The organism is Trueperaceae bacterium (assembly GCA_036381035.1).
Lineage (GTDB): Bacteria > Deinococcota > Deinococci > Deinococcales > Trueperaceae > DASRWD01.
The window spans coordinates 1-24,619 of the sequence record DASVDQ010000009.1 but is presented as its reverse complement, the minus strand read 5'-3'; the positions used below and the strand labels follow the sequence as shown (position 1 = coordinate 24,619).

Below are 24,619 nucleotides of genomic sequence, written 5' to 3'. Positions count from 1 at the left end.
GCTCGCACTGCTCGTTCACTGCGCCACCTCCGGCGGGCTGCAGACGGCGTACTTCGTGATCCACCCGCTCAGCTGGGCGCGCGGGTGCGTGCCGAACTGGCGGTGCCATTCCTCGTGCTCGTGCACGAGCGCCAGCGCGCCGGCGCTGGTGACGGCGTGCGCAACCACGCCCGGGTGCCCGGGGCGCTGGCGGCAGCGCATCGACGTGCACAGCACCTCCAGGCGCTCCGGCTCGACCGCGCGGTACCAGGTGATCTGCTCGCCGTCGACGGGCACGAAGTCCTTCGGGCTGTAGACGGTCCGCCCGCGTGCGCTCGGCTGGTGCTTGCGGCCTTTCGGGCCGAACATCTCCAGCACCGCCTTGGCGTAGACCTCGGCGTGTTCGGCGTGCCACATGCTGCGCGTGCCGTGGCAGTAGTCGCGGCGGTGCGTGTAGCCCTCGGCGCCCTTGGCCTTGGCGCTCGGGCACTGCCGACCCCACACACCGGGCTGCGCGCAGGCTTCCTTGTCGCACCCGCAGTAGGGCAGCACCGCGCGGAACCGCCGGGCGGTCACCACGTACGCCAGCCGGCCGCCGACCTTCGCCAGCTCGACCACGAGCTGCACGCCGTACTTATCCAGCTGGTTCACCTTCCCCGTTTCGGGCGCCGTCGCCGCGGTCATGCCGCACCGCCCCGGAGACCTTGAAGTCGTCCGCCCCTCGGCAGACGCGGGGCGTCGATGCAGCAGGCACGCGGGCACACGACGGGTGACGGGCGGCCCTCGTAACGCGCCAACCGGTCCTCGGCGCGCTGCAGCGCCTGCTTGAGCAGGTGAATCTCGGCGCGCGCCATGACCAGCTCGTTGACCGGCAGGATGCCGCCCGGGCCGTTGGGCGAGTTGATCGACGCGGCGACCGGGGGGAGCTGAGAGATCTGGTTGTACAGCTCCTCGTTGTCCTTCAGCTGCTCCTGGTACAGCCGGTGCAGCTCGGCCAGCTCGCGTCGCTGCCCCTCGATCCTGGTGCGCAACAGCTCGACGTAATCGGCCGGGTAGCTGGTCTTCGCTTCCGGCGCGGGCGTCCACACACTCACCGCCGCCTCCTGGCGATGAGCCAGCAGAGCGACGCCCAGGCGCACAAGGCGTTGGCCACGGTGATCACGACCATGAGCGCGATCCACACCGCCTCGCCGCCGCTGACCTGCTCGCCGGCGCTGGCGGCCGCGGCCCACGTACCGAGCGCGCCGCACGCCATCGCGACCAGGCTGAGCACCAGGTCCTCGCGGGTTTCCGCGCGCCGCTGCCGTTCGCGTTCCTCCTGGCGCCGGCGTACGCTGTACGCCGTGTCCGGGTGGTACATGGCTACCTCCGGTTGATCGGGACCAGGGCCGGCGTCCGGCGGCCCTGGTCGTTCACTTCTGGGAGAGGTCCCGATCCGGGGCCACCGGCGCCACGAGCCGGCGCAGGGTGTCCAGCTGAGCAGGAGTGAGCGGCGGCGCCGCGGCCACAACGGCCTGCACGGCGTCGCTGATGAGTTCGCGCAGAAAGGCGTCGACGCGCTTGGCCTGGCGTACCTGCACCGCCCGGGCCGACAACTTGGCCATGTGGGCGCGCTGGTGCTCGGCCAGCCTGCGGGCACGCTCCTGGGGGTCGAGCGTGCCTTCAGGGTCGATCTCGGCGAGCAGCTGCTGCTCGCGTACGGCGCGGGCGCGGCGCAAGTTGCGCCGGGCCGCGGCCCGTTTCGCGTCGTCGCTCACGCTCAGCCTCTCGTGGCTCGGGCCGAGCAGGCGACAGCGGGTGAAATGAACGACACGAACCGGCGGGAACGCTTGACCCGGTAGTCAAAGCGTTTCCGATGTTGCTAATGTGCAACCGCACGAAGGCGCGCAGGGAAGGCAACCAAGCACCGCCAACGTGTGTGCCGTTCTGAATCCCGCTGTTCGGCCTCCTCGGGCTGGACGGTGGGACAGATCGGGACCGGGGGTCACGGGCCGCAATCTCTTGGCCGGGATAGGGCTCGTGACCCCCGCGCGTTGTTTTGCGGGGACAGCGTACCTGCCAACCCGGACGGCTCAGACGTCACACAGGTATCTCCGCACGGTCTCATGTGCACCGCACAATTCGTCGTGCGGTCGTCTTGTGGATCTCGCCGTGTGTTCTATGTGGACGGTCGGTCGGCGATTCCGCATGTCGCACCGCTTGTCCGTCATGAAATGCGACGATTACCGTCGATAGTGTGACGAGTTATCCACAGTCACGTCCGGCGTGACACTGTGAGTAACGCCACATCAGGGCGTGGGCGTGTCGTCCAGATCTCGTCCCACGTTCGGGTGTCCCCGATCCAGTAGGACTGTCCAAACCTGCCCGGCTCGAACCGGCGGCTCCCCGGCCGGCTGGATTGCGACACTTTGATGACCGCCAGTGTGCGCACCACTGCGCGGCGTGCCGGTAGCGGCATGGCTGCCCAACGGGTCTCGATGTCGGCGCCGGGTTCGAGCACCTGGCGCAGCGCCGGCGGGATGATCGCCCGCTGGGCGCGCTGCTCGGCCGCCTCGATGTTGGCCGTTAGCTCGGCCTCGATGACGGCCAGGGACTCCGGCGTGGTCTCGCCCCGGGCCGCGGACAGCCGCCAGCGGTCGAGCTGGTCGCGCAGCCGGGCCGCCTCGGCGCGTGCCGCCATGACGATGCGGTCGGAGTCTTCGCCGACCTGGTGCAGCTGGGCGTAGATGTCGGGCTCGCGCAGCCGGGCCAGGACCAGCATGGTGACGAACTCGTCGGACGCCTCCTGGGCGATGGTCACGCACGAGTTGTGCAGACACCGGTAGCGGCCCTGCACGGCCGTCAGCGGCGACGGATCATCGCCGGCGGCCCTGCGGTCCGGCTCGCACACCGCGCAGATGCCCAGGTAGGACAGCAGGTGGCGCACGCGGCCCGGCCTGGTCTTGGTCCGGCCCGGATCGGCCAGCACCCGCTGCGCGGCCCAGAAGGTAGCCTCATCCACCAGCGGCTCCCAGGTGCCGGGGAACGTCTGCCCGCGGTAGACGCGCTGGCCGATGTACGCGGGGTTCATCGCCAGGTCGCGCACCCGCACGCGGTACCAGCGGCGCGCGCCGCCGGGCCGGGGTACGTCGCGGGCGTTCAGATCGGCCACAATGGTCGAGATCGGGACACCTCGGGCCACCCGCTCGATGATCTCGCGGACCACCCCGGCTGTGTTCGGATCTGGTTCCTGACCGACTAGTGCACCCGTAGCGGGGTCGTATACGCGCCGGTACCCGTACGGACACCGGCCCTGGCTCGGGCGCCCGGCGCGCGCCGCCGACGCCTGCCCGCGGGTAACCCGCTGGCGGATCTTCTCCGACTCGTACGCGCTGTCTATGCCGTCTTCGGCCAGGGTGCGCCAGTCGCGCGGGTTGGTCATGTCGTAGGTGCGGTGGTGCGTGGTGACGTGGATGCCCACGCCTCGGTCGCGGCACAGCGACAGCAGGGCCAACCAGGTCTCGGGGGTGCGGTCACCGCGGCTGGGTTCCCAGAGCACGAGCACGTCGAGCTTGCCGGCGTCGATGTCGGCCAGCACTCGCTGCCAGTCGTCGCGGGCCTTGCGGGCGAACCTCGACGCGCTGGTGCCGTCGGCGTACTCGGCCACGAGCTGCCAGCCCTGCGCCTCGACGGCGGCGCGGTTCTCGTGTGACTGGTCCTCGATGCTCTTCGTTTTATCTCGTGACTGGCGTGAATAGATACCGGCGCGTAGCGCGTTCTCTGGCGTAGCGGGGGACATGCCGTGTACTGTACAGGCTAGGTACGTAACTGTAGATTGATCAGTACGTAACCGGACACCTGTAAGCGGTCTCGGATCGCGGAGATCCCACCTCCGGCCGAGACCTAACCCCTGATGGGAGGGGCTGTGAACAGAGTAGACGAGACAGCGACGTATGAGGCTGTCCGCGTGGCGCTGATCGCCGACCAGATGCGGCGGCTCGCCAAGTGTCAGACCGGCCTGGAGTACGCGTACGCGGTCGGCCGCATCGGCAGCGTCGCCCGGGGCGCGGTCGGCATGACCGACGCCCAGCGGCTCGCCGAGATCCGGCTCGTGCTCGACGCGCTCGACCAGATGGCGCTGGGTGGGGGTGCGCGATGATCACCCCCGCCGGAACGGTGGCCCTGCGCATGCTCGACGCGCTGGGCGTGTCCACCGTCGACCAGGCACGCGACATCCTGGCGTTGTGGTGCCGGCCGTCGCCGGCGCTGAGCGTGGCCGACGTGCGCCAGATCCTCGCCATCATCTCGGCCCGGGCCTCGGGCGTCGTCTACACCAGCGACATGCCGCCCGTGGACGTGCCGATGGACGATGGGGTTGATGAGCCATGAGCCAGCTGTCCGGCGCGTTCACGATCGACACCACTAGGCTCATCGAGCGCGTGGCCGATGAAGTGGCGGCGCGCGTGGCGAGCCAGCTGGTCCCGCTGCTCAATCACCCGCTGGCCGAGCACTTCGTGGACGAGCTGGCCGAGCGGGTGGCCGAGCGGGTGGCCGAGCGGGAGGTGGCGCTGTGACCAAGGCAGCCGAGCAGCCAACCGCGCCGGCCGAGGAACCGGCCACGCCAGCCGACGACACCGAGCTGTGGTACCTGCTCGGCACCGCGGTCAAGGCGGCGAGCCTGCCGGCGCCCACGTGCGTCGAGCTGGTGCCCGACGGCTCGGCGGTAGTCTGGCTGCAGCACCAAGCCCACCGACCTGTATACATGGGTGGCGTGGTTGGGCGCCCAGCGCGTCGAGTCGCCCCCCGGCGTCACGCGCGTCGAGCGGTTCCGCGGCACCCGCTGCGGTCGTACGGTCGACGTGGTGCTGATCCGACCTGACACCGAGGCGGCCGTCTAGCCTTCCCGCGGCCGCCTGCCCCCCGGGGGTCGCCGTGCCGTCCCTGCCCTTGCGCCGGCGACCAACAGAAGGCCCCGACCCATCTCCAGGGTCGGGGCCTTCTGGCCTGTCTGGTCACTGCTCGGCGGTGAACGCCTCGCCGCACACCCCGCAGGTGATCGCGCCCGCCTCCAGCACCGAGCGGCTAACGCGGATGATGCGCGCCGGCTCGCACGAGCAGACGGCCTTGAGGTTGTTGCGGCTCTTGGGCTTCTCGCCGCCGTCGCCGCCGGTGTGCCCGCCGACGCGCCGCACGCCGGTCTCGCCGTCCTTGCCGGTCTCGATGAACGACGGGGCGGCCAGGAACGCCACGATGGCCGCGTCGAGGCGCTCGATCACCTTGGCGTACCGGGCCTTGGTCGCCTCGGTCATCACGACGGCAGAGAATCCGATGGCCGGGTCGGCGTGCTCGTGCGGGTAGGTCAGCCCGAGCTCTTCGGCCATCGCCAGGAACTGACGGTTGTGCCAGCGGCCCTGCCGGCTGGTGTCCTTGATGCCGCGCACCTGGGCGAGAGCGTGGGCGGCCTCGTGCAGCATGGTCTGCACGGTCGCCTCGGCGCCGGTGGCCAGCCGCTCGCCGGCGACGAACAGTTCCGCCTTGCGGTTGATCACGGTCACCGCGCCACCGCCGTCCTCGGCCGCCCGGTCCTGCCACCGCTCGGCCCAGAAGTGACCCCAGCGGGGCAGACCGCCGAGCAGACCCGAGCCGGTGATGATGACCACCTCGGGCAGCTCGGGGTGGTGGCGGCGGATCTGGTCCCACACCGCTTCCAGCGCCCGGACGAGTGCCGAGCCGGTCGTGGTGCCGGTCTTGGCGGTCTTGGTCTTGGTGGTCATCGTGTCCTCCTTGGCCGGGATTGACTCTTAAGAGTCAAGGTAGGTTCTTGACACTTAAGCGTCAATCAGCGACACGCGGAATCACCCGGACGAGCGATGGCGCGAGGGGTGGGCCGGGACGTTCTGCTGTCTCTGTCGGCGAGCCGCCGCCAAGGTCATCACTGCATCGTTGCTGAGCAGGCGGTCCTGTTGTTGATCCGACAGTGATCTTGAATGAAGGTGTGCTTGCCTAAACGGGACTGCGATCAATTACAACAGTGTGATTTGATCCGCACACTGGACGTGCATGGAGGTGACGTGCGACGGTGGTTCAAGAGGGCATTGCCGAAGACAATGACCCAGCGTGAAGCACGGTCGTTGTTAGAGGCAAACGGGTGGATTTGCACCCAAGGTGGGAAACATGTGATCAAGATGGAAAAGGAGGGCTGCCGGCCTATCACCTTGCCTCACTGCCATGGCGGTGCGTACAGCGTCGATCTCACCGCCCGAATCCTCAAACAGGCAGGGCTGAAATAGCGGGAGGGCACATGTCGGAGTACAGGGAGTTCGACGTCAAGGTCCACTACGAGAAAGATCACATCTGGGCCGAGGTAGTAAATCTCCCGGGCTGTTTCGTGACAGGCCGAACGATCGATGAGCTGCGCGAAGCCCTGGCTGAGGCAATCGGGATGTACTTGTCCAACCGTCCGGGCGAGTGCCGTGTCGAGTTGCTCAACTTCAGTCCGCCGGCGGCCGTTCAGCACGTTCCAGTGCGTGCCGAACTTGTCCCTGCGTAGCACCCCTCTGTAGACGTACACGCCCCCGAGCCGACGGCTCGGGGGCGTTCTTGATCGGTTGTGTGAAAGCGATGGTTTCAGGCGTCGTCGGGCGGCCGCCTCGTGCTCGTGTACGCGGCAGCCAGCCCGGTGCCACCGGCGGCCAGCACCGCGCCGGCGAGCTGCAGCCACAGACCCACCGTCCCCTCGGCGACGACGCCGTACGCCACGAGCAGCGGCGCGAGTGCCGTCAGCACCCGGTAGATGTAGGCGCGGACATGCTCAGGCATCCGCCACCCCCTTCTCCTCGACCTGTCGCTTGAGCCGGGCCAGCTCGGCCCGGGTGTCGTTCACCACGTCGCGCAGCCGCGGCTCGCTGCCGTTGCCCACGTGCCATTCGATGCGCTCCAGGCGCTCCATCACGCCCCGGCGACCAGGCACCCCCGGCCGGTCCGGCTCGCCGCGCCAGTCCTCCAGGAACTCGCGGACCTGACGGATCAGCCCGACCACCGGACGCACCCCCCAACGCGCGATTGCGGCCAGCGCGGCACCGAGTACGGTGATAGCGCCGGCAGCCGCGAGCAGCGCACCGAACAGCTCGCCCACACCGCTAACCCGCCATGCGCCGGTGGGTCTCGTCAGCGACGGCCGTCGCCAGCTTCGCCATGACGGCCGGGTCCTGCAGGGCCTGGACCAGCGCCGCCCGCAGCGCGGCAGGGTCGAGCGGGCTGCCCGGCACGGGCGCGGTCGGTGAGATCGCCTGGACCTGCTCGGACAGCGCGTTGAGCTTGTTCTGAATCTCGCCGATCACGCGCACGATCCACGCGAGTGGAATCCCACCCATGTGCGTCTCGGCCCGACCTCTGCCCCGCTCGCCCTTCTCCAGCAGGCGCAGAGTGTCGCCCACCATGATCTCGATATTGGCCAGATCCGCCATATCCACTTCCTCCAATCCAGCGAATGCCGCCAGCCAACCGCGCAGCGGCGCGCCGGGGCAGGCGGTCGCGTAGCGGTGACCGGGCGGCCAGACGGCGCTGTGCGGCACCAGCTGTAGCGCCTTGCCGGTGCGCCGGCGTGCCTCACCGACGAACCAGGCGAACGCCTCCAGGTCGGCCGACGGCGGCAGCCCGTTGGTGTAGTTGCCGCCGAAGACCACCTGCAGCCGGCTGTTCTCGTGATCCCCGGCCGGGTGGTAGTCCCAGCCGCGCAGCTCGGTGACCTGGCCGTGGGCGATACCGAACGAGTAGCCGATGTAGACCAGCCGGTCAGCGGGCGGGCGTCCCTTGGTCTGCCAGTCGTGCACGGCCTTCCACGAGCTGAACGCGCCGCCGGTGTGATGGACGGTGATACCGGCCCAAGACGTGATGCTGCGCCGCCCGATGCTCGACGGCACCGGGGGTAGTTTCGCCGCCGCACGGCTGATGATCGTGGTCATCGTTTACACCACCGGTCCGACGTAGGTGGCGGTCAGCACCGAGCCCGAGCAGTTGACGTTCGTCGCCTGGTTGTTGCCCACGGTTACCTCGATGTAGTCAGTGGTGCCGTTGAGAGCCACCACGTCGCTGATGCTGATGCCGTTGCCGGCGGTCGGGCTGTCGTTGGTTGCCTGCGTCACCGTCGCCGTGACGGTGACGCCGCTCTTGGCGATGGAAGCGAAGATTGCGGGTACAGGACCAACGTCAAGATCACTGCGCGGTATTGCCTGGTGTCGGATCACTGCCGTGATCAGGTAGCGGCCCGGTGTGTTCGGCTGGAACCGGGTCGAGCCGGAGGAGTGGGCGCCCAGGTCGTCCCAATCCTCGGCGTCCCACGGGATCGCGGTGCTCTGCGGGATGGTGCTGCCCGAGGAGCGGCGCAGCCGGGCCACGCAGGTGCCCGGCAGGATCGGAGGCAGGCGCGAGACGACATTGGACAGCGAGCCGTCGATGCGCTGCAGCTCGGCCTCGACCGCCTCGGCCAGCTGCTTACCCAGCAGCGGCCCGTTGGGGCGGTCGTTGGTCCCCTGGTACGGGATGCCGTACACCGATGTCTGCGCCATGATCCCCTCCTAGAACGCCATCACCGTGATCGTGCGGTTCTCGAAACTGGAGTTGTTGGCGGTCGAGCCGTTGGCGTACTTCGCCTGGAACGTGTGCAACCCGGGCGCCAGGTCCTCGACCAGGAAGGTCCGCGACGCGCCGATCAGGAAACCTTGCTCCACCACCATGACCTCAAGCGAAAGGTCGAGGGTGGGTGCCTGGCTGGTCGCCCCGCTGATCTCGAATCCCATCGCGGCGTGGCAGAACGCGGTGTTTCCACCGTGCCCGAGCTGGCTGCTGACCGTGACCAGGCAGCGCCCGTTGTGGATTGGGATGTTCGAGAGGGTCGGCCCTGGCGTCGCCAGGTCGGTGAACACCGCCGGGTTGCTGGGGCCGAGCACTTCGTGGGGGACAACCGAGGCGCTGTAGGTGTTGCTGCTCAGCACCCGCCGGATGACCTCGGCGGCGTCCGCGCCGGGGCGCGTGATGCGCCCGACCACGTAGACCGTGGCGGCCGCGCCGGCGCCGATGATGTGCAGCCCCACCCAGTCGCCGGGCGCGATGGCCAGCGCCTCGCCCGAGGTGGCCATCATGAGCTGCAGGTCAACCAGGCGCGTGCCCCGCAGCTCGATGACGTTGTGGCCGGTCACCGGGTCCCACTCGACCACGCGGCCCTTGGCGAACCGGACCGCCTGCGGCTCGGGCTCGGCGGCCATCAGCGGCGCCAGATCCTCCGAGCGCGGCCCGTCCGCCCCCAGGCTCGCCAGACCCACCGCCGCCCCCGCGGCGGTCACTATCGCTCGACGTGTCGTCACGTCGCACCCCCCACGATCACGAGTGATTGCTGACGGGTCCGGCCTGTCATGGTTTCGCCGGCCGTCAGCGGTATCGAAAGCTGCTCGATGACGTGGTATTCCCGCCCGTGCGTGTCGGAGTAGGACACGCGGATCGGGTCCCAGGGCTCCAGCGCAGGGTTGGGCACTGCGCCGAAAGACACGGTGTAGGGCAGGCCGATCGATTGGCGCAGCAACTGGCGGCCAGCCGCGAACGCTCGCCCGGGATCGGTGATCAGCGGGGAGGAGTGCCTACCGGGCACCTTGCCGAACGAGCCGTGCCAGTAGGTCGGGCTGGCGGGGTCGTTGTCGACCACGACCACGTGCACCGCGTTGTCGGTGTCGGCGGTCTCGCCGGTGACCACCCAGCCGTTCTTCACGCCCACCCTGGTGAGTTCCCGGCTCGCCTGGACAAGTACGCCGTCTTCGCCGTGCGTGATGTCCCAGACGGGCTGTGTGGGGTCCGGTGCGGTGCGGATGACCAGCACCCCGCGGTGATCGAAATACATGATCTTGCCGACACTGGTGGCGAGATCTTTCAACGCCTCGTAGCGCTTCTCCTCAACCAGGATGTCCCGGCCGATCGGCTGGGTCTCGGTGGCGTCGTCCCACTCGATCTGCGCCCACGGGTACACGTCGCCGATCAGATCGGCGACCACCGCGCCGAACGTCATGGCCGAGGTGTACTGGCGCGGCTGGGTCAGGTCGGAGTCCACGATGGTGGACATCCGGTCCGAGCACGCGAGCGTGATCAGCCCGTCGGGCACCTCCTCCTGGGACGGGGTGTCGATGCGGAAGTATCCGAGGCTGCACCACTCCACGACGCCGCCACCGAACTGCACGCCGCGCTCCACGAAGACCTCGTTGCCGTACGGCGCCAGCAGCGGGTTACGCCGGTCCGGCCACATGCCCCGCCCGGGTGTGGTCAGCTCCAGGGTGGCGCGCACATCGGCCGTGGCGTTCAGCTCGACAGCGCCATCGTGAATGCCGATCTCCACGCCGTCGGGGTCGGTGCCGATCTGGCCGGGCGCCACGACGCGCGCCCGAGCGTTCATCGGGTGCGAGTCGCGCACCGCGCGCAGGAACCGAGCGCTGACCGGCCTCATGGCACGATCACATCCTCGGGCGAGCCGACCAGCTGCATCAGGTCGCCCCAGGTCTCGAACGCGGCCAAGACATCGGCCCAGGTCTCGAACGTGTTCATGACCGTCGTCCACGTGCCCACGGCCGGCACCACGTCGGGCCCGGGCGGGGCGCACTCGGTCAGCGCCAGGGAGAAGATGCGCCGCTGGCTGCGCGGCTGCGGCCGGCGTTCGGCTGTGTCGCCGAGCGCCACGTAACCGCCGGGGATGCGCGAGCCCGCGGGCACGTGGATGAACTGGACTTCACCGGTGGAGATCAGGAAGTCCAGGTTCTCGGCGTCGGCCTCGGTGTGCGCCACCACGTCGAGGGTCCACTGCCGGGGACCGTGCAGATCGGTGACCACGACCGGGCGGCTGCGCCCGACGATGGGGAACACGCCCGAGCGGCTGGAGCGGGTCACGTCCGACCAGTCGGTGACCGTCACCGGGCGGTTCAAGAACGGCCTGGCCAAGCTCTTGAGCCATACGGTGTCCAGCTGCGGCGTGATCTGGTCGCCGTCGACAAACAACGTCGCCCCGCTGTCCGCCTCGACCACCCGCACCCGGTAGTGGTTGGCCACCGAGTCGGTGAATTCGTAGTCGTCCAGCTCGATGCTCGCCCCGGCCGCCCCGTCGAGGTCCGCCCCGCCGCGCACCGTCGTCCAGGTAACCCCGTTGGCCGACCGCTCGACCAGGGCCACCCCCCGGGTGATGATCTCGTGCCACGTCGTCGTGAACGGCAGCGTGTTGGCGTTGTTGACCGACAGGATGGAGCGGCACCCGATCCGGCCGGGCTGGTCGATGTCGGGATCGGTGGTCTGCAGGTTCCAGTCGGGCGGCTCCGGCCCGGATGCCAGCCAGCACTTGCCGCGCAGGGTCTGGCCGACCACCTGCAGCCGCACCGCGTACTGCTGCCCGGCCTGGTGCGTCAGCTCGGTGATGTCCTGCACGAGGAACGTTTCGGTGCCCGACACCCGCTTACGCAGGGTCAGCACCACTTCCTGCGAGGTGTTGAAGTCCAGGCGGGCGAGGTAGCCGGTCGTGGCGTCGTCCGACAGCCGGCCGCCGACCGCCAGAAACTGTGACCCCCCGACCGCCAGCGCGCCGGTGGAGACAACGGCGGTCACGTCGCAATCGAGCGCGCTCACGGCGGCCAGCGACCACCGGGACACGTTGATGGCGGGCAGGATGTGTTGCCCCACCCCGCCGATGACCTGGTAATCGGTGTCCGTCCCGCCGACGTGCAGGTACGCGTGGCCGCTGGTCGACGTGCCCCAGCCGGGGATTAGCTGACGTAGCTCGGCCTCATCGATGTGCAGCAGGTGCGAGGCTGGCGGGCTGCCGGTCATCGACACGGTTATCCGTGCCCGCCCGGCGTTGGCCGGGGCGGTGCCGACCACTTCAATGCGCGTCCACGTGTTCGCGGTCACCGCCACCGACTGCAGCGAAGACGAGATGTACGCACTACCGCCGGACTCGGGCTGGTGCCAGTCGATGCCGATAACGACGTTCCGAGACACCGCGCAGCGCACCCACGCGCTCGCCCGGAAGGTCCGCGAGGCGGTCACCGTGATCAGCCCGTTGAACGCCTTCGCCTCGACGGATGCCCCGTCCGGCGTCAGCAGGGCGGACGCCACCCCGTCGTGAGCCTGGGCGGTGGAGCGGGTCAAGGTCCCGCCCGTGGCGAACCAGCCCGCGGTGTTGACCTCGAAACTGGTGTTCAGGTTCTGCGGCGCCGTGTAGTTGTCCCGCGCGAAGTCATCGAACAGCCCTGGCGCCACGGTGTTCAGCTGAACCCGCGACAGGGTGCCGTCGTACGCCAGCGCCACCGACACGGCGCTGAGCACGGCGTTGGCGTAGTCGTAGAACGCCTGGGTGCGCACCCCGCTCGCCCGGTTGGCCGCCGACAGGTCCCCGCCCGGGAAGAACGACTCACGCAGCGCGCGGGAAAGCTCCAGCTGCACGCCGGCACCCGAGCGGTTCCGGTTGGCGATGTTGTCGGGATCGGCGCCGGCGACCTCCGAGACAGCATCGACCACAGTGAACCCGGCGTTGGTCAACGCTGTGCGGATCAACTCGCGCAGCCGCCCGTCGAGCCCGCCGATCTGGGTTTCCGCGAGCCCGGTGGTGCCGGTGTATCCGTGAAACGAGATGGTGCGGTACACCTTGGCCTGCAGGTCCAGGCACAGCGGCTCATCAAACAGGGTCGACGTGATGTGCAGGTCCGAGTTCCCCGACGCCTTGATGCCGGCGAACTCGTAGAACGCCATCCGGTCGCCGGCGACGTGCCGGGCGAGCTCTCCGGTGCCTGGCTCGATACCGCCGCCGTGGATGGCGATGGCGGACAGGAACGCGCCGGCGGGAACCACCGCCGTGCGGGTGTAGTCCACGCCCTCGACCTGCTCGGCGGCCAGGTCCTCGAAACTGCTGTACGGGGGCGCCATGTCACCTCACCCCCGCCAGCACCCGCCGGCGCAGCCGACGGTCACGCCGCCGCAGGTTGATCTCGACCACCTGGCGGATGCCCTCGCCCAGGTCCAAGTGCACCTCGATGACCTCCGGGCCGCCGGCGCGGTCGAGCGGCGCCACGGTCGCGCCCTGGGGCAGGTGCACCACTTCCGGGCCGCGCTCCCCAACGATCGCGGCGCCGGATTCGAGGATTCGCCCGCCGCGGGCGAGTTTCGGCAGCTGCGGCAGCGAGAAGGACTTGCCACCGAGCCCGGGCACCCACGACGGGACACTGAACCGCAGCCGGCCCACGGTGCCGTTCCAGAGGTCAGCGATCCGGTTGAACGCGCTACGGAACGGCGCCGAGATGATGCCCGCCAGTTGAGCGAACCGAGTCTTGATCCTGTCCGGCAGACCCTTCAGCCATTCCCATACCGACTTCGCTATTGCCAGCTGCCGGTTCCAGGAATCGCGTATCCACGGCCAAAGGGTGTCCTTGAAGAACCGGCCGACCGCGAGTGCCGCACCCTTGATCGCGTTAAAGACGGCGGTAACGACATTTCGGAACGTTTCGGACCGCTTCCAGGCGACCACGAACGCGGCGGCAAGCGCCACGATGGCCAGCACGATCAGCCCGATCGGGTTCGCGGTCAGCACGACGTTGAGAATCGTCTGCACCGCGATCCACGCCCGGGTGACCGCCTGCACCACCGTGACGACGGTCTTGTACACCTTCAGGGCAACGACCACCGCGCCGATGCCGGCGGCGATCGGGATAAGCCAGCCCTGGTACTTCACCAGCCACCGGCCGAACCCGGCGACAGCGGGGATGACGTTGGACATCACCCACTGCCCGAGCTCCAGCGCGCGCTGTCCCAGGTCGCGCAGCCCGGGCACGAGCTTGTTTCGCACCCAGTCGGCCAGGTCGCTCTTGGACAGTCGCTCGAACGCCGGCAACACCTTGCCGTCGATGACTTCCAGCAGCTTGACCTTGAGTTCGGTTACCTTGGCCACAACCGGCGCCAGCTTCTCGCCGATCTTGGCCTGCAGCTCTTCGGCCCGAGCCGCGGCGATGCGCTGGGAGTTGGCCAGCCCGTCGGAGTTGCGCCGGAAGTCGCCGGCGGTGTCCGCGGTCTGCTGCATGATCAGGTTGAGGCGGGCGGTTGCCTTCTCCTGATCGGTCAGGTCTTTCGCGCTCTTCTTGCCGGTCGCCGCCAGGGCCGCGGCCTCGACGCGCGCGGCGCTCAACGAGACACCGAACCGCTCCAGCGGGTCGGTCTCGCCCCGCAACCCGGCCTGGATCGCGGTCAGGGCCTCCGACACGTCGGTGTTGAACACGCTGGCCATGTCGGCAGCGCGCTCGGTCAGCTTCTTGGTCCAGTCGGTGACCTGCGGCAGCGACAGCCCGGCGTTCTTGAGCATCGCGCCGAGCGGCACGGCCAAGTCGTTGAAGGCTCTCCTGGACAGACCGAGCGAGTTGGCGTTTGCCTGTCCCCACCGATGGATCTCGTCAGCGGAGCCCTTGAAGATCTGGTTGACGGCGTTGAGCGATTCGGCGAGGTTGCTGGCAGCCTCCACCGAGCCGCCGACGAACTGCTTGACCCCCTCGACGGCGCGGCCGATCACCTGCCCGCTGAACACACCGGCGGCGATCTCGCCTACGCGACGCAGCGTGCCGCCGACCTTGTCGGAGAAGCCCTTGATGATCCGCTGACCGTCGGAGGTGGCCTTCCGCAGACCCTTGGCGTCCCCGCCGAACCGGATGCGGATGTCACGGATGCCTAGCGCCACTACGCACCCCCGAACGCACGTAGCACGTCATCGGCGGCGCGGTTCCAGGCGGCCGAGATCTCTGCCTGGTTGTCGTCCGCGGTCTTGAAGAACCAGTACGAGTCGCGGCCTCGGTGCGGCTTGTACTGCTGGCCGGTGGCGTTGTCGTACCGCGGCGCCGCGTACCAACCGGACCGCGAGTCCATACCGAACTCGCTGCCGAACAGCAGCCCGAACGCGGGGGTGCGCTTGCGGCCCAGCCGCTTAGTGCCGCCGGCGACGATGACCGGCAGCCGGTCGCGGCGAGCCTGCACCGTCGACGCCACGAGCCGGGCCTGCCGACCCTCGGCCACACCGGCGCCCCTGGCCTTGACCGCCAACGACTCGGCCAGCTCCAGGGAGCGGGCGCGCAGCGCGTCGTTGGCCTCTTTCGGCAGCTGGCCGAATGCCCGCAGCGTTTCCCGGGCGCCCTGGATGTGGAGGGTCAGCGTCAGCGATTGCCGCTTAGCCACGGTTCCCTCCAATCTGCTCGGCCTGCTTTTCCAGCAGGTGCAGGGCGGTGTAAACGGTGCGGGTGTCTTCGGCGGCCCACACGCTCGGCGGTATGCCGGTCGCTATGGCCAGGGCCACGCACGTCCGGCTCAGCGAGCCGGCTGGGTAGGGTCCGGCTCCTCCTCGTCAAACTTGAAGTCGAGGTTCACCGTCTTGTCGAACTCCGCCAGGCTGCCGTTGAACAGCCCTTGTCGACGTGCGGCGATCCATGCCAGCTTGTTCAGGTCTTCGGCGCGCAGCCGTTCCTGGAGATCCTGAAAGCACCGCTTTCCCTGGCTGGTCTTCTCCCACGTGACGACATCGCGCCATTCAGCGACGACGGTGAAGGGTTCCTCGCCCTCCGGGTGAACTGTGAAGGTGAACAACGGCTTGCCTCCGTCCTTGCCGTTACGGCGTGGTGACCTGCTCGAACGTGGGCTTGCCCTCGATCTGCAGCGTCACCTCGGTCATGTCCTGCGCCCGGGCCTCACCGCCAGCGCTCGGCGCCTTGAGGAGCACGTTGCCGGTGTAGCGCACGTGCTCCCCGACGATCCCCACGTGCTGCTCGAACGTGAACGGCACGATGGTGTGGTCGTTCTCGGTCAGGTAGGTCGAGATACCGGCCGAGCGCCAGTCCGAGTACAGGGTCAGTTCGAGCGCGTATTCGGGCTCGGCCGGCTCCAGGAACTCGCCGACGGGGCCGAAGGTGTAGAACCTCTCGGCGTCCCCGGTGTTGTTGACCACGCGGCCGGTCTGAAGCTGCTCGCTGTAGTCCACGCCGTCGAGTTCGAGCATGATGCGGCGCAGCTTGCGGTGGTGCGGCAGCGGCTGGGTCATAGTGCCACCTCCGTGGTGATTTCGTAGGCAGGAAGGTCGACGCCACCGGCGGGCCAGCGGGCGGGATTGGCCTGGGTGACGGTGATATCGGCCTCGGACGCCTCCAGCGCCGCGGCGACCTGGGGCACCAGATCCCACAGCCGCTCAAGGGCGCGGTCATCGGCGGCGACGATGACGTACACCAGGAACCGGGCCAGGTTGGGTCCCCTCCCGTAGCCCGTCCAGGTCAACTGCGGCGGCCCGACCACCGCCGCCGGCGGGTCCACTGTGGCGCCCAGGTCGGTGTGCACCCGCAGTTTCGGGACGGCACCGCGCAGCGCCGTCTCGACACCTTGGGCGGCCGTCTTGACGTCCATCAGCCGACCCTCGCCTTCTGGAACCGGCCGATGCGCAGCAACCGCTCAATGTCCGGGTCCGTTGTGGCGATGCGGGACAGCCCCAGCTCGCCCATGTCGACCAGCGCATCGGGGGACCGGCGACGGATGTGCCAGCGTCCGGCCAGACGCAGCGTGCCGAGGATCAGATCCGCGGTCGGCTCCGGCAGCTCCGACTCGGGGTCCGTGGTGAAGTTGAAGTCGCCCTTGCGGACGCGCTCAACGTACGCCACGGCGGCGTCGAGGCATTGCTGCAGACGTTCGTCGTCGCGGTCATCCTCGATCTTCATATCCCGCTTGAGCTGGTCGAGCGTGGGCGGCCAAGCCATCGTTCACCGCCTCTCCGGCACCCAGCCGTACTCGGTCAGGATGTGACCGCCGCACCGCGTGTAGTCGGTGGTCTGCTCCTGCTCGACGGTCTCGACGGCCGGCGGCTCCTGCACGGCGGCCGGCTGGCCGGCGTCCTGTGTGGACGCCGGCCGCCTGGTTGTGCGCTTCTTCGTAGCCACCGCTAGCCTCACGCGGTGTTGTGCCGGATACCCACGAGCCCGACCGGGCGCAGGAGCCGGCACGCGAAGTAGCCGAACAGCGCCAGCTCGATGTTCGCCGGGCCGCTCTTCTCCTCGAACCTGAACGTGAGGAGCGGGCTTTCCCACGCCCACACATCCAGGCTGTTGTAGATGAAGATGTCCGCGTCGCCGGCGGCGTTGCCGGTCATCGACCAGGTGGGCACCGCGGCGAGCCCGTCCACGAACCAGCCCTGCTGGACGGCGTTGCCGACGCCGGCCGTGTTGGTCGCCCCGATGGACGGCAGCAGCGGGCGGCCGTCGGAGCCGACGGCGCTGGCGAACAGCGAAGTGGCCGACGCGGACAGGTGCATCCGGTTGGGGGCGCCGAACCGGCGGAACGGGTACGCCGCAAGGGCCTCTCGCGCGGCGGCGACCAGGGCGGCGCCGTCGGTGGCCGTGACGGCGTACGCCTGCGCACCCGACGGCACGAACCCGCCCGTGATGGTGCCGCCCTGCCCATTGGCGCCGTTCAGCTCGGCGTAGAGCTTGGCTTCGGTGTTCTGGGCGTACGCCTCACGCATCGCGGTGAACGCGATCTGGTCGATGGCCGGGTTCGAGCTGTCGATGATCTCCCGGGTCAGGATGAACTTCCCGCTCACACCGCCCGGGGTGACCGTCACCGTGTTGAGGTCCAACGTGCCGTCGGACGGGTTGGTGCCCTCGGTGTGGTCGCCGGCCGCACCCGTCGCCGAAACGAACTTCGGGATGACGAACGGGGTCGCGTCGGTGAGCGTGCCCCGCGACACGGCGTCGACCAGCGGGCGGCCCTGCAGCAGCTGGGTGACGTACAGGTCGGGCCGGTAGCCGGGCGGGATGACCGCCGAGGCGGTCGAGGTGGAGACGGTGGCGAACTGCTGGGCGATCTCCGGGTGCCGCCGGGCCAGCTGCACCATCTCCTCCTGCTGGCGGCCGAACTTCGCCAGCCGCTCGCGCGCCTCCTGGTTGCCCTCGATGCGGGCGTGCCAGGCGTCGCGCACGAGCGAGGGGCCGCCACCGCCCGAGAAGGTGTAGACGGGCTCCTCGCGGGTGATGTACGCCCGGGCCGCCGGAACCGGGGACGAGCCGGCCTGCGGCGTCGCCATCCGCTCGAAGATCTGCGTCACCGCGCGCTCGAATGCCTCGCCCTGCCGGGTGGCGAGGGTCTCCAGCTGCTCGGCGCTGAGCGCCACCGCCGCGGGCGTCTGGGTCTGGGTCTGGGTCTGGGTGGTGCCGTCTCCGGCCGCCGGGGCGGCCGACGCGGCGGTCGTCTGGGGCACTGTCGTTTCTCCTGTCCTGGATGCAGCGACGCGCGTGACTCGCGCGTCATCGAATGCGGGCATGGGCGTCAAGGCGACAGCCCGCAGCGTGGCCCGGCGCACCAGCCGCACCGACTCGTCAGACGGGTCGGGCTGCCAGTCGTCGCCCTCGGACTCGAAATCGATCTCGATGGAGAACCCGTCGTAGACGCCATCCTCGGCAAGGGCAAGGGCTCGGTCGCCCTCGGCTCCTCGGGCGATCTTGAACGTAACGTCCAGACCTGCCGAGGTCTCCTGGAGACGGACTGCACGTCCGAGCGTCTGGGACCGGTCGTGATCGAGATTCAATTTCACCCGCGCCGGATCGGACCAGCGCAGGGAACCCTCATCAAACTTCCACTTGGCGAACCCGTTACGGGCGACCTTTCGCCACGGCACCGCCAACCCGCTGACGGTGCGCTTCTCCGGGTCCACGCGGAAGTTGACAGTCTGTGCGTCAGCGAACGACAGCCGGATCGGGGCGTTGTCTTCGCTGAACTGGTACATGATGCCGCGGCTCATGACGGGCTCCTCGGTGGTGTCGCGTGCCGACGGCTGCGGCGGCCGCGGCGGCTGCGCAGGGGCGGTGGCGGGTTCGATGGCGCGGCGCTGCGCCGGCGTCAGTGATGGCCGGTTCTCCAGCTCGCGGATCTCGTCCTCGGTGTACGCGCCGACCTCCTTGCCGATCTTGTAGGTCTCCATGCGGGTCTTCGTGTCGCCGCGCAGGAACCCGCCGAAGTCGATGCGGGCCACGTAGTTACGCGGGAGCACGTCGCGCATGGACAGTCGGTCCTGAATCGCGGACACGTACGGGCCGAGGGTGAAGTCAATGAGGTCTTGGCGGCGCTGCTCGCTGTTCTGGTACGTGCGGGACGTGGTGCTCACGCCCAGGTCTTCGGGGTCGACGCCGGCGGCCCGGGCGATCTCCAGCACGGCGTGCTGGCGGGCGTCGGCCAGCTGAAGCTGCTCGGGCGTCCACCCGACCGTGTTGAGCCGCAGGGCGGCGTTGACGAAACCGGTGGCGCGCTGCTGGCGTGCCTTCTCCCAGTCGTCCAGGACCTGCTGAATCTCCTCATCGGTCGCGGGATCGGCGCCCTCCCTTGGCTCGAAATACGCCAACGGCAGCGGGTCTTTGGCGTACAGCGCGGCGGCGCGGTCGAGCAGCAGACAGGTACGGATGGCCCGGGCGGCGTGCACGAGCAGCGGCGGGTTGGGGGAGTCGAACCGGATGATCTCCCTGTCGTCAACCGGCACACCGTCGATGAACACCTGCCCGTCGACGGGGAACGGCTGATCGGCGCTGATCAGCTTGTCGGACGGCAGCGCCGGGCTACCGGCGATGTACACCGACGTGACCGGCACGTGCCGGGCCGCTACCGGGTAGCCGTGCCAGCCGAACTGCGTGACCCTCCACCACGCCACGCTCTCGAACAGCAGATCCTCGACGGTCTGCGCGATCATCACCGACGCCGGGATGTCCGGGTCGGGCTGCGGCACCAGGTACGTGACGTTATCGACCACGCGCCGGTCGGGACCGTGCACCCGGATCGGCAGGGTCGCCAGCGAGCCGCAGATCAGGTTGCGGGCGCGCATCACCGCCGGCACCTGCAGAGCTTCCCGGCGGGAGATCCGCGGCGCGATCCCCGTCAGCTCCGGCAGCCCGGTGATCTCCGGCGGCGCCTCCAACGCGAACGTGACCGGCCGGCGGCCTGTCGTGCTCGGCCGCGGCGTACGGCGAAAGATCTTGCGCCAAACGGGGGGCACGAGCCCAGGTTAGCAGGAGGATTTACGGTCGATCCGTACGATCGAAGGAAGATTTTCGGTTGGAGGTGTCATGGCGCGTCACCTGCAGCCCGCTGACCGGCTGCTTACGCCGGCCGTGAACGCCACGCTGAAGCACCTCGACCTCGCCGCCGCCGACGACGCCGCGGTGGTGCTGGCGCGCAAGTACGCGGCCGCGATCGACGCCGGAACCGACGAAACGCTGAACGATCTCGGGCCCAAGCTGCTCGCGGTCCTCGAATCGCTGGGCGCCACGCCGCGGGCACGTGCCGCACTGCAGAAGGGGGGCGCCGGTGGCCAAGGCCAGGGCCAAGGCAAGCTCGCCGCCATCCGCGCGGCGCGCCGACCGGCCTGAGCGCTGCACGGTCCGCGGCTGCCAGCTCGCCCCGCTCGCGCTCGGGCTCTGTGACGACCACCTGCGCGAACGCCACCCTGCGGAGTGGGCGAAACGTCGCCGCATCGTCGGCCGGCGTGAACCCCGGCTTGCCACCGAGCCGCTACGCCGGCTGACTCGCCGTACCAGCCGCGGATTCGAGGTCATCGACTTCGCCCGCGACGTGCTCGGCGAGCCGCTGTTGCCGTGGCAGGAAGAGGCGGTCATCCGCGCCCTGGAACTCCTGCCCGATGGCAGTTACCGGTTCAGGGTCATCGTCATCTTGGTCGCCAGGCAGAATGGCAAGACGCACTTGAGCCGCACGGTGGCGCTCTGGCGGCTGTACGTCGACGGCGCCCGCATGGTGCTCGGTGTCGGCCAGGATGTAAGCCTCGCGCGCGAGGTCTGGTCGGCGTGCCTGGACACCATCCGCAGCGTGCCCGAGCTGGCGGCCGAGCTGGACACCGTGCGCCACGTCAACGGGGACGAATGGTTCCGCCTCGCCAGCGGCGCCCGATACAAGATCGCGGCGGCGAACCGCAGCGCCGGGCGTGGACTGTCCGTCGACCACCTGAACATGGACGAGATCCGCGAGCACCGGTCGTGGGACGCCTGGTCGGCGCTGTCCAAGACCACCCTGGCGCGGGCGAACGGACAGATCTGGGCCATCTCGAACGCGGGTGATGAACAGTCCATCGTGCTCAATCACCTGCGTGACGCCGCGCTGTCCGGCCGGGACCCGTCCATCTGCCTGCTGGAGTGGTCCGGGCCCGACGGGTGCGAGCTGGACGACACCGAGGCGTGGGCCCAGGCGAATCCCGGGCTCGGGTACACCGTGTCCGAGGCGGCGATCCGCTCGGCGCTCGGTACCGACCCACCCGCGGTCTTTCGTACCGAGGTGCTGTGCCAGCGCGTCGACGTGCTCGATGGCGCCATCGATCTGCCCGCGTGGCGTGACTGCGCCGACCCAGCCGGCACGATGGACGGCCTACGCGACCGGGTGATGGTGTGCGTGGACGTGGCGCCCGACGGCGCGCACGTGGCGCTGCTCGCCGCGGCCCAGCTCGATGACGGGCGCGTGCGCGTCGAGCCGGTCGCCGCATGGGACTCCACCGACACCGCGCGCGCCGAGCTGGGCGACCTGCTCGACCGGATCGACCCCAGGGCGGTCGGTTGGTTCCCGTCCGGCCCAGCTGCAGCCCTCGCGCCCATACTGCGCCCCGCCGAGCCCGACGGTGCCAAACGCCGCCGGCCGCGCCGCGAGTACGTCGAGTTGAAGGGCGCCACGGTGGCCGAGGCGTGCATGGGGCTGGCCGACCTCGTGGCGGCCCGGCGCATCCTGCACCCCGCCGATCCGCTGCTCGACGCCCACGTGGCCGGCGCCCAGCGCCTGCACTCCGGCGACGGCTGGCGGTTCGCGCGCCGCGGGCTCGGGCACGTCAACGCGGCGTACGCCGCGGCCGGCGCCGTCTACCTCGCCCAGACCCAGCCGGTCCGCCCGAGGCTGCGCCCCCGCGTGCTGATCGCCCGTACCGCCTGACCGCCCCGGGGAGGGAAAAAGGGAGGTGCGTGGATCAGCGGGGCCGGCGCTGGCGGGAAGAAATCGATGTACCTACCTATCTTGACTCTTAAGAGTCAACGCGGCGCGTTCACCATCTCGTGCGCGGCCGGGGCGCCGGATCGCGCGCGGCCCGTGCCTGGGCACCTGCCGAGCGGTTGCACCGGCGGTGCTCAGGGCCGGAGTACAGGCGCCGCCCGGAACCGTCGACGTGGCCCAGGTCCCACGGTTGCCCGGGCCGGATCGGCTGGTGGCAGCGTGGACAGACCACCGCCCCGGCATCGACCAGCGGCCGCCAGCGGCGGCGCAGCGCCTGGTGCTCGGCGCCGTAGCCCTTGCGTGTCGTGTCGCCGGGCATCCGGTGGTCGGGCATGGGTCTAGTCTGCGGGGCATGGGTTTTGTTACATCAACATCAATATCAGCACGTCGGCGGCGCCGTCGCCGGAACCTGCTGCTGGTCGCCGCGGGCGTGCTCGCCGCAGCCTCGGCCGCCGTGGTCGTGCTGGCCCTGGCCTCGGGCGGCGATGAGCCGGCCCGGAACACATCGGCCGGGCAGACCACCTCGACCGCACCGGCGCAGTCCCCGACACCCGAGGCGGCCAAGCCGGCCGAGCTGCGGGTGGCAGACCTGATGCAGCAGTTGGGTTGTGACGGTGAGGTGATCGGAACGCAGCTGTACTCACGGGAGACCGGCCGGTGCATGCTCGGCAAGCACGAGCTGACCGTGGCCGTGTTCGAGTCCGACCAGCTGCGTGACCAGTGGACTGATGCGGCCCGGCAGTTCGGCGGCAACATCGCGGTGGGCAACGGCTGGGCGGTGTGGGCCGAGAGCCCGGACGGCGCGGCCGCGGCGGCGAAGAAGCTGAACGGGCAGCGCGGCTAGCGGATCACACAGAGTCCTGCCAGGCGCGCGCGGGCGCACTGGCCTCGGCCACGATAGGCACCCCAAACAGCTCGGTGGTCATGCACTGCACGAGCGCGGCTGTCGCCTGCTCGGCGTCGGCCTCGGGCACCATCGCCACGATCTCGTCATGCACCGGCAGCACCACGCCGCCACCCCAGCGCGTCGCGTCCCAGCGCAGCAGCGCGTCCACCAGGAGTTCGCGCGCGGTCCCCTGGATCGCGTAGTTCGGTCCCTTGTGGGGGTAGTCGGGCGGGAAGTGGATGACGCGCCCGGCGTAGCTCGGAAACTGCGTGCGCCCATGCTTGATTGACTCGCGGATCATCCGTGACCAGGCGGCCAGACCGGGCGTCATCGCGTCGAGCACGTCGACAGCGCTGGCGGCCACCGACTCACTGACACCGGCCTGCGCGGCCAAAGTGGGCACCCCGCCGCCGTACAGGCGGCCGAACACGATCCGCTTGGCCGCGTAGCGGTCGGCCTTGGTCGCCTCGGGTCCCCAGACCTGGCGGGCGATCTCCCAGTGCAGGTCCACACCCTCCACGATCATCCGGCGAAGGTTGGGGTCACCGGACAGCGCCGCGGCCACGCGCAGCTCCACACCGGAGAAGTCGGCCGAGATCAGCACGTATCCCGGATCGGCGGCGATGCACGCACGCACGCCGCCCTCGCGGGGCAGCTGCTGCAGGTTGGGCCGCACGCAGGACATGCGCCCGGTATCGGTGCCCAGCGTGTAGACGGTCGGGCGGGCGCGCCCGTCGCCGGAGCGCACGAGCTGGCGGTAAGGCTCCAGGAACACCGAGAGCACCGTTTCGTGCCGCCTGTAGTCGAGCACGGCGGCCGAAAGCTCGCCACCCTTGCCCGGGGTGCCCCTCAGCCGTTCCAGGGCCGCAGCGGCCACGCTGGGCTGCCCGTCGGGGTGTTTCTGGCTCGGCCTCGTGCGCGGCAGCTCGGCACCGAGCGCGATCAGCGCGGCGGCCACCTGCCGGTCGCTGGCCGGGTTGTCGATGCCGAACGCGCGCACCCGAGCGGCGGCCGCCTCGCGGGCGGCGGTGTGCTCGGCGATCAGCGCGGCCACCTGCTCGCCATCGATGCGCAGCCCGCGGTGCGTCACCCGGGCGGTGATGCGCTGCACCGCCCGCTCGCGCTCAAGCACCACCGCGGGCGGGCGGGGCAGCCGGGCGGCCAGCGCCGCGGTGTCGAGCACGTCGGCGGCCGCGTAGCGCACCATCGTGGTGCACACCGGGTCCACCTGCGCCCAGCCGCTGCGCTCGGGCGGCGTGGTCGCCTCGGTGTCGGTCAACCACCGCCCGGCCTTGAACAGCGCCGCACGAGCGGCGTCGGCCGCCGGCGTCACCGCCTGGTCGCCGAGCACGGACGCGGCCAGTTGCTTCAACCCCGGATCGCTGCCGGTGCTCGCCGGGTCGGCCAGCTTGGCCGGCAGCACGGTGTCGTGCATCCGCTCCCAGGCGTCCACATCGACCAGCCCGGCGGCCGCCAGCGGCACCAGGTCGGCGGTGGCGCTGTGCGCGTGCAGCCGGGGCGCGGCCGCCAGCGCCACCCGGGCCACCTCGGCCTGCTCGGGATCGGTGGCGTCGAGCACCACCGCGGCGTGTTCGTCACCCAGCTGCACCGTGCGCAGCCGATGGTGCGCGTGGCCCACCGGGTAGCCGGTGGTCTCCACGTCGACCGTCAGCGCCCCGCCGCGCATGATCACCTCAGCCAGCACCCGCCCGGCCTTGT

The 24,619-nt window shown here is 69.8% G+C and carries 29 protein-coding genes; 7 read left to right on the top strand and 22 right to left on the bottom strand.

All coding sequences use genetic code 11. The annotated features are described in order from the left end of the window. Nucleotides 1–15: 15 nt before the first annotated feature. The 5 genes from VF202_01140 to VF202_01120 all read right to left on the bottom strand — a co-directional run bounded on the left by VF202_01140 (nucleotide 16) and on the right by VF202_01120 (nucleotide 3,757). A complete protein-coding gene (locus VF202_01140; protein ID HEX7038699.1) occupies nucleotides 16–630 on the bottom strand; it encodes a hypothetical protein in 615 nt (204 codons plus the stop codon). Nucleotides 631–659: 29 nt separating this feature from the next. After that, nucleotides 660–1,073, bottom strand: coding sequence for a hypothetical protein (locus tag VF202_01135; protein HEX7038698.1), 414 nt, complete (start codon nucleotides 1,071–1,073; stop codon nucleotides 660–662). After that, nucleotides 1,070–1,339, bottom strand: a complete 270-nt coding sequence (locus VF202_01130; protein HEX7038697.1) for a hypothetical protein — start codon at nucleotides 1,337–1,339, stop codon at nucleotides 1,070–1,072. Before VF202_01130 ends, VF202_01135 begins: the two co-directional genes overlap by 4 nt. A gap of 52 nt (nucleotides 1,340–1,391) precedes the next feature. Continuing rightward, nucleotides 1,392–1,736 carry a hypothetical protein gene (locus VF202_01125; GenBank protein HEX7038696.1) on the bottom strand — a complete coding sequence of 115 codons (345 nt, stop codon included), beginning with the start codon at nucleotides 1,734–1,736 and terminating at the stop codon, nucleotides 1,392–1,394. Between the two features lie 497 nt (nucleotides 1,737–2,233). After that, nucleotides 2,234–3,757 (bottom strand): recombinase family protein, encoded by a 1,524-nt coding sequence (locus VF202_01120; protein HEX7038695.1) that lies wholly within the window; start codon nucleotides 3,755–3,757, stop codon nucleotides 2,234–2,236. A gap of 168 nt (nucleotides 3,758–3,925) precedes the next feature. Between VF202_01120 and VF202_01115 the strand changes: the two genes are divergently transcribed. From VF202_01115 to VF202_01105, 3 genes are read left to right on the top strand one after another with little or no spacing between them, the layout of a single operon-like run. Then, a complete protein-coding gene (locus VF202_01115; protein ID HEX7038694.1) occupies nucleotides 3,926–4,117 on the top strand; it encodes a hypothetical protein in 192 nt (63 codons plus the stop codon). Next, complete coding sequence (locus tag VF202_01110) at nucleotides 4,114–4,347, top strand: hypothetical protein (GenBank protein HEX7038693.1); 234 nt, start codon at nucleotides 4,114–4,116, stop codon at nucleotides 4,345–4,347. The genes VF202_01115 and VF202_01110 overlap by 4 nt, the downstream gene beginning before the upstream one ends. Further along, nucleotides 4,344–4,532 (top strand): hypothetical protein, encoded by a 189-nt coding sequence (locus VF202_01105; protein ID HEX7038692.1) that lies wholly within the window; start codon nucleotides 4,344–4,346, stop codon nucleotides 4,530–4,532. The genes VF202_01110 and VF202_01105 overlap by 4 nt, the downstream gene beginning before the upstream one ends. Before the next feature lie 438 nt (nucleotides 4,533–4,970). On the opposite strand, the gene VF202_01100 is transcribed toward VF202_01105, so the two are convergent. Beyond that, nucleotides 4,971–5,732: a hypothetical protein gene (locus VF202_01100; GenBank protein ID HEX7038691.1), complete on the bottom strand. Its 762-nt coding sequence runs from the start codon at nucleotides 5,730–5,732 to the stop codon at nucleotides 4,971–4,973. A gap of 527 nt (nucleotides 5,733–6,259) precedes the next feature. On the opposite strand from VF202_01100, the gene VF202_01095 reads away from it, so the two are divergent. Further along, nucleotides 6,260–6,508 carry a type II toxin-antitoxin system HicB family antitoxin gene (locus VF202_01095; GenBank protein ID HEX7038690.1) on the top strand — a complete coding sequence of 83 codons (249 nt, stop codon included), beginning with the start codon at nucleotides 6,260–6,262 and terminating at the stop codon, nucleotides 6,506–6,508. A 77-nt stretch (nucleotides 6,509–6,585) separates the two neighbouring features. Here the strand turns inward: VF202_01095 and VF202_01090 are convergent, their stop codons facing one another. The 15 genes from VF202_01090 to VF202_01020 form a co-directional block, all read right to left on the bottom strand. Continuing rightward, entirely contained in the window at nucleotides 6,586–6,777 is a 192-nt protein-coding gene (locus VF202_01090) for a hypothetical protein (GenBank protein HEX7038689.1), read from the bottom strand. Next, nucleotides 6,770–7,093, bottom strand: a complete 324-nt coding sequence (locus VF202_01085; protein ID HEX7038688.1) for a hypothetical protein — start codon at nucleotides 7,091–7,093, stop codon at nucleotides 6,770–6,772. Before VF202_01085 ends, VF202_01090 begins: the two co-directional genes overlap by 8 nt. Nucleotides 7,094–7,097: 4 nt before the next feature. Beyond that, on the bottom strand, nucleotides 7,098–7,922 hold the full coding sequence (locus VF202_01080) for a peptidoglycan recognition family protein (protein HEX7038687.1): 825 nt from the start codon (nucleotides 7,920–7,922) through the stop codon (nucleotides 7,098–7,100). A gap of 3 nt (nucleotides 7,923–7,925) precedes the next feature. Next, the gene (locus VF202_01075; GenBank protein ID HEX7038686.1) at nucleotides 7,926–8,525 is read right to left on the bottom strand and encodes a hypothetical protein; all 600 of its coding nucleotides are present in this window, start codon (nucleotides 8,523–8,525) and stop codon (nucleotides 7,926–7,928) included. Nucleotides 8,526–8,534: 9 nt separating this feature from the next. Beyond that, nucleotides 8,535–9,320 (bottom strand): hypothetical protein, encoded by a 786-nt coding sequence (locus tag VF202_01070; GenBank protein ID HEX7038685.1) that lies wholly within the window; start codon nucleotides 9,318–9,320, stop codon nucleotides 8,535–8,537. Beyond that, the gene (locus VF202_01065) at nucleotides 9,317–10,444 is read right to left on the bottom strand and encodes a DUF5047 domain-containing protein (protein HEX7038684.1); all 1,128 of its coding nucleotides are present in this window, start codon (nucleotides 10,442–10,444) and stop codon (nucleotides 9,317–9,319) included. The genes VF202_01070 and VF202_01065 overlap by 4 nt, the downstream gene beginning before the upstream one ends. Beyond that, nucleotides 10,441–12,903 (bottom strand): poly-gamma-glutamate hydrolase family protein, encoded by a 2,463-nt coding sequence (locus VF202_01060; GenBank protein HEX7038683.1) that lies wholly within the window; start codon nucleotides 12,901–12,903, stop codon nucleotides 10,441–10,443. Before VF202_01060 ends, VF202_01065 begins: the two co-directional genes overlap by 4 nt. 1 nt (nucleotide 12,904) lies before the next feature. Then, on the bottom strand, nucleotides 12,905–14,698 hold the full coding sequence (locus VF202_01055) for a hypothetical protein (GenBank protein ID HEX7038682.1): 1,794 nt from the start codon (nucleotides 14,696–14,698) through the stop codon (nucleotides 12,905–12,907). Then, complete coding sequence (locus VF202_01050; protein HEX7038681.1) at nucleotides 14,698–15,189, bottom strand: hypothetical protein; 492 nt, start codon at nucleotides 15,187–15,189, stop codon at nucleotides 14,698–14,700. The genes VF202_01055 and VF202_01050 overlap by 1 nt, the downstream gene beginning before the upstream one ends. 129 nt (nucleotides 15,190–15,318) lie before the next feature. Further along, nucleotides 15,319–15,594 carry a hypothetical protein gene (locus VF202_01045; protein HEX7038680.1) on the bottom strand — a complete coding sequence of 92 codons (276 nt, stop codon included), beginning with the start codon at nucleotides 15,592–15,594 and terminating at the stop codon, nucleotides 15,319–15,321. Nucleotides 15,595–15,616: 22 nt separating this feature from the next. Next, a complete protein-coding gene (locus VF202_01040) occupies nucleotides 15,617–16,045 on the bottom strand; it encodes a hypothetical protein (GenBank protein ID HEX7038679.1) in 429 nt (142 codons plus the stop codon). Then, nucleotides 16,042–16,401, bottom strand: coding sequence for a hypothetical protein (locus VF202_01035; GenBank protein ID HEX7038678.1), 360 nt, complete (start codon nucleotides 16,399–16,401; stop codon nucleotides 16,042–16,044). The genes VF202_01040 and VF202_01035 overlap by 4 nt, the downstream gene beginning before the upstream one ends. Next, nucleotides 16,401–16,748: a head-tail connector protein gene (locus VF202_01030; protein HEX7038677.1), complete on the bottom strand. Its 348-nt coding sequence runs from the start codon at nucleotides 16,746–16,748 to the stop codon at nucleotides 16,401–16,403. Before VF202_01030 ends, VF202_01035 begins: the two co-directional genes overlap by 1 nt. A 3-nt stretch (nucleotides 16,749–16,751) precedes the next feature. After that, nucleotides 16,752–16,928, bottom strand: a complete 177-nt coding sequence (locus VF202_01025; GenBank protein ID HEX7038676.1) for a hypothetical protein — start codon at nucleotides 16,926–16,928, stop codon at nucleotides 16,752–16,754. Between the two features lie 8 nt (nucleotides 16,929–16,936). After that, nucleotides 16,937–20,026 (bottom strand): phage portal protein, encoded by a 3,090-nt coding sequence (locus VF202_01020; protein ID HEX7038675.1) that lies wholly within the window; start codon nucleotides 20,024–20,026, stop codon nucleotides 16,937–16,939. Between the two features lie 70 nt (nucleotides 20,027–20,096). Here VF202_01020 and VF202_01015 point away from each other — a divergent pair, with 70 nt between their 5' ends. The 3 genes from VF202_01015 to VF202_01005 all read left to right on the top strand — a co-directional run bounded on the left by VF202_01015 (nucleotide 20,097) and on the right by VF202_01005 (nucleotide 22,858). Continuing rightward, nucleotides 20,097–20,399 (top strand): hypothetical protein, encoded by a 303-nt coding sequence (locus tag VF202_01015; protein ID HEX7038674.1) that lies wholly within the window; start codon nucleotides 20,097–20,099, stop codon nucleotides 20,397–20,399. Beyond that, nucleotides 20,338–21,957, top strand: coding sequence for a hypothetical protein (locus VF202_01010; protein HEX7038673.1), 1,620 nt, complete (start codon nucleotides 20,338–20,340; stop codon nucleotides 21,955–21,957). Before VF202_01015 ends, VF202_01010 begins: the two co-directional genes overlap by 62 nt. Before the next feature lie 409 nt (nucleotides 21,958–22,366). Further along, nucleotides 22,367–22,858, top strand: coding sequence for a hypothetical protein (locus VF202_01005; GenBank protein ID HEX7038672.1), 492 nt, complete (start codon nucleotides 22,367–22,369; stop codon nucleotides 22,856–22,858). Nucleotides 22,859–22,862: 4 nt separating this feature from the next. Here the strand turns inward: VF202_01005 and VF202_01000 are convergent. Further along, nucleotides 22,863–24,619, bottom strand: a 1,757-nt coding sequence (locus VF202_01000) for a DNA polymerase (GenBank protein HEX7038671.1), incomplete at its 5' end; no start/stop codon positions are given.

Bases quoted from the DNA above. Each gene is read 5' to 3' on its own strand.
- VF202_01005 (HEX7038672.1), top strand. From the start codon at position 22,367: ATGGGTTTTGTTACATCAACATCAATATCAGCACGTCGGCGGCGCCGT.
- VF202_01120 (HEX7038695.1), bottom strand. From the start codon at position 3,757: ATGTCCCCCGCTACGCCAGAGAACGCGCTACGCGCCGGTATCTATTCA.
- VF202_01075 (HEX7038686.1), bottom strand. From the start codon at position 8,525: ATGGCGCAGACATCGGTGTACGGCATCCCGTACCAGGGGACCAACGAC.
- VF202_01080 (HEX7038687.1), bottom strand. From the start codon at position 7,922: ATGACCACGATCATCAGCCGTGCGGCGGCGAAACTACCCCCGGTGCCG.
- VF202_01090 (HEX7038689.1), bottom strand. From the start codon at position 6,777: ATGCCTGAGCATGTCCGCGCCTACATCTACCGGGTGCTGACGGCACTC.
- VF202_01130 (HEX7038697.1), bottom strand. From the start codon at position 1,339: ATGTACCACCCGGACACGGCGTACAGCGTACGCCGGCGCCAGGAGGAA.
- VF202_01095 (HEX7038690.1), top strand. From the start codon at position 6,260: ATGTCGGAGTACAGGGAGTTCGACGTCAAGGTCCACTACGAGAAAGAT.
- VF202_01015 (HEX7038674.1), top strand. From the start codon at position 20,097: ATGGCGCGTCACCTGCAGCCCGCTGACCGGCTGCTTACGCCGGCCGTG.
- VF202_01110 (HEX7038693.1), top strand. From the start codon at position 4,114: ATGATCACCCCCGCCGGAACGGTGGCCCTGCGCATGCTCGACGCGCTG.
- VF202_01040 (HEX7038679.1), bottom strand. From the start codon at position 16,045: ATGACCCAGCCGCTGCCGCACCACCGCAAGCTGCGCCGCATCATGCTC.
- VF202_01060 (HEX7038683.1), bottom strand. From the start codon at position 12,903: ATGGCGCCCCCGTACAGCAGTTTCGAGGACCTGGCCGCCGAGCAGGTC.
- VF202_01065 (HEX7038684.1), bottom strand. From the start codon at position 10,444: ATGAGGCCGGTCAGCGCTCGGTTCCTGCGCGCGGTGCGCGACTCGCAC.
- VF202_01030 (HEX7038677.1), bottom strand. From the start codon at position 16,748: ATGGCTTGGCCGCCCACGCTCGACCAGCTCAAGCGGGATATGAAGATC.
- VF202_01035 (HEX7038678.1), bottom strand. From the start codon at position 16,401: ATGGACGTCAAGACGGCCGCCCAAGGTGTCGAGACGGCGCTGCGCGGT.
- VF202_01100 (HEX7038691.1), bottom strand. From the start codon at position 5,732: ATGACCACCAAGACCAAGACCGCCAAGACCGGCACCACGACCGGCTCG.
- VF202_01105 (HEX7038692.1), top strand. From the start codon at position 4,344: ATGAGCCAGCTGTCCGGCGCGTTCACGATCGACACCACTAGGCTCATC.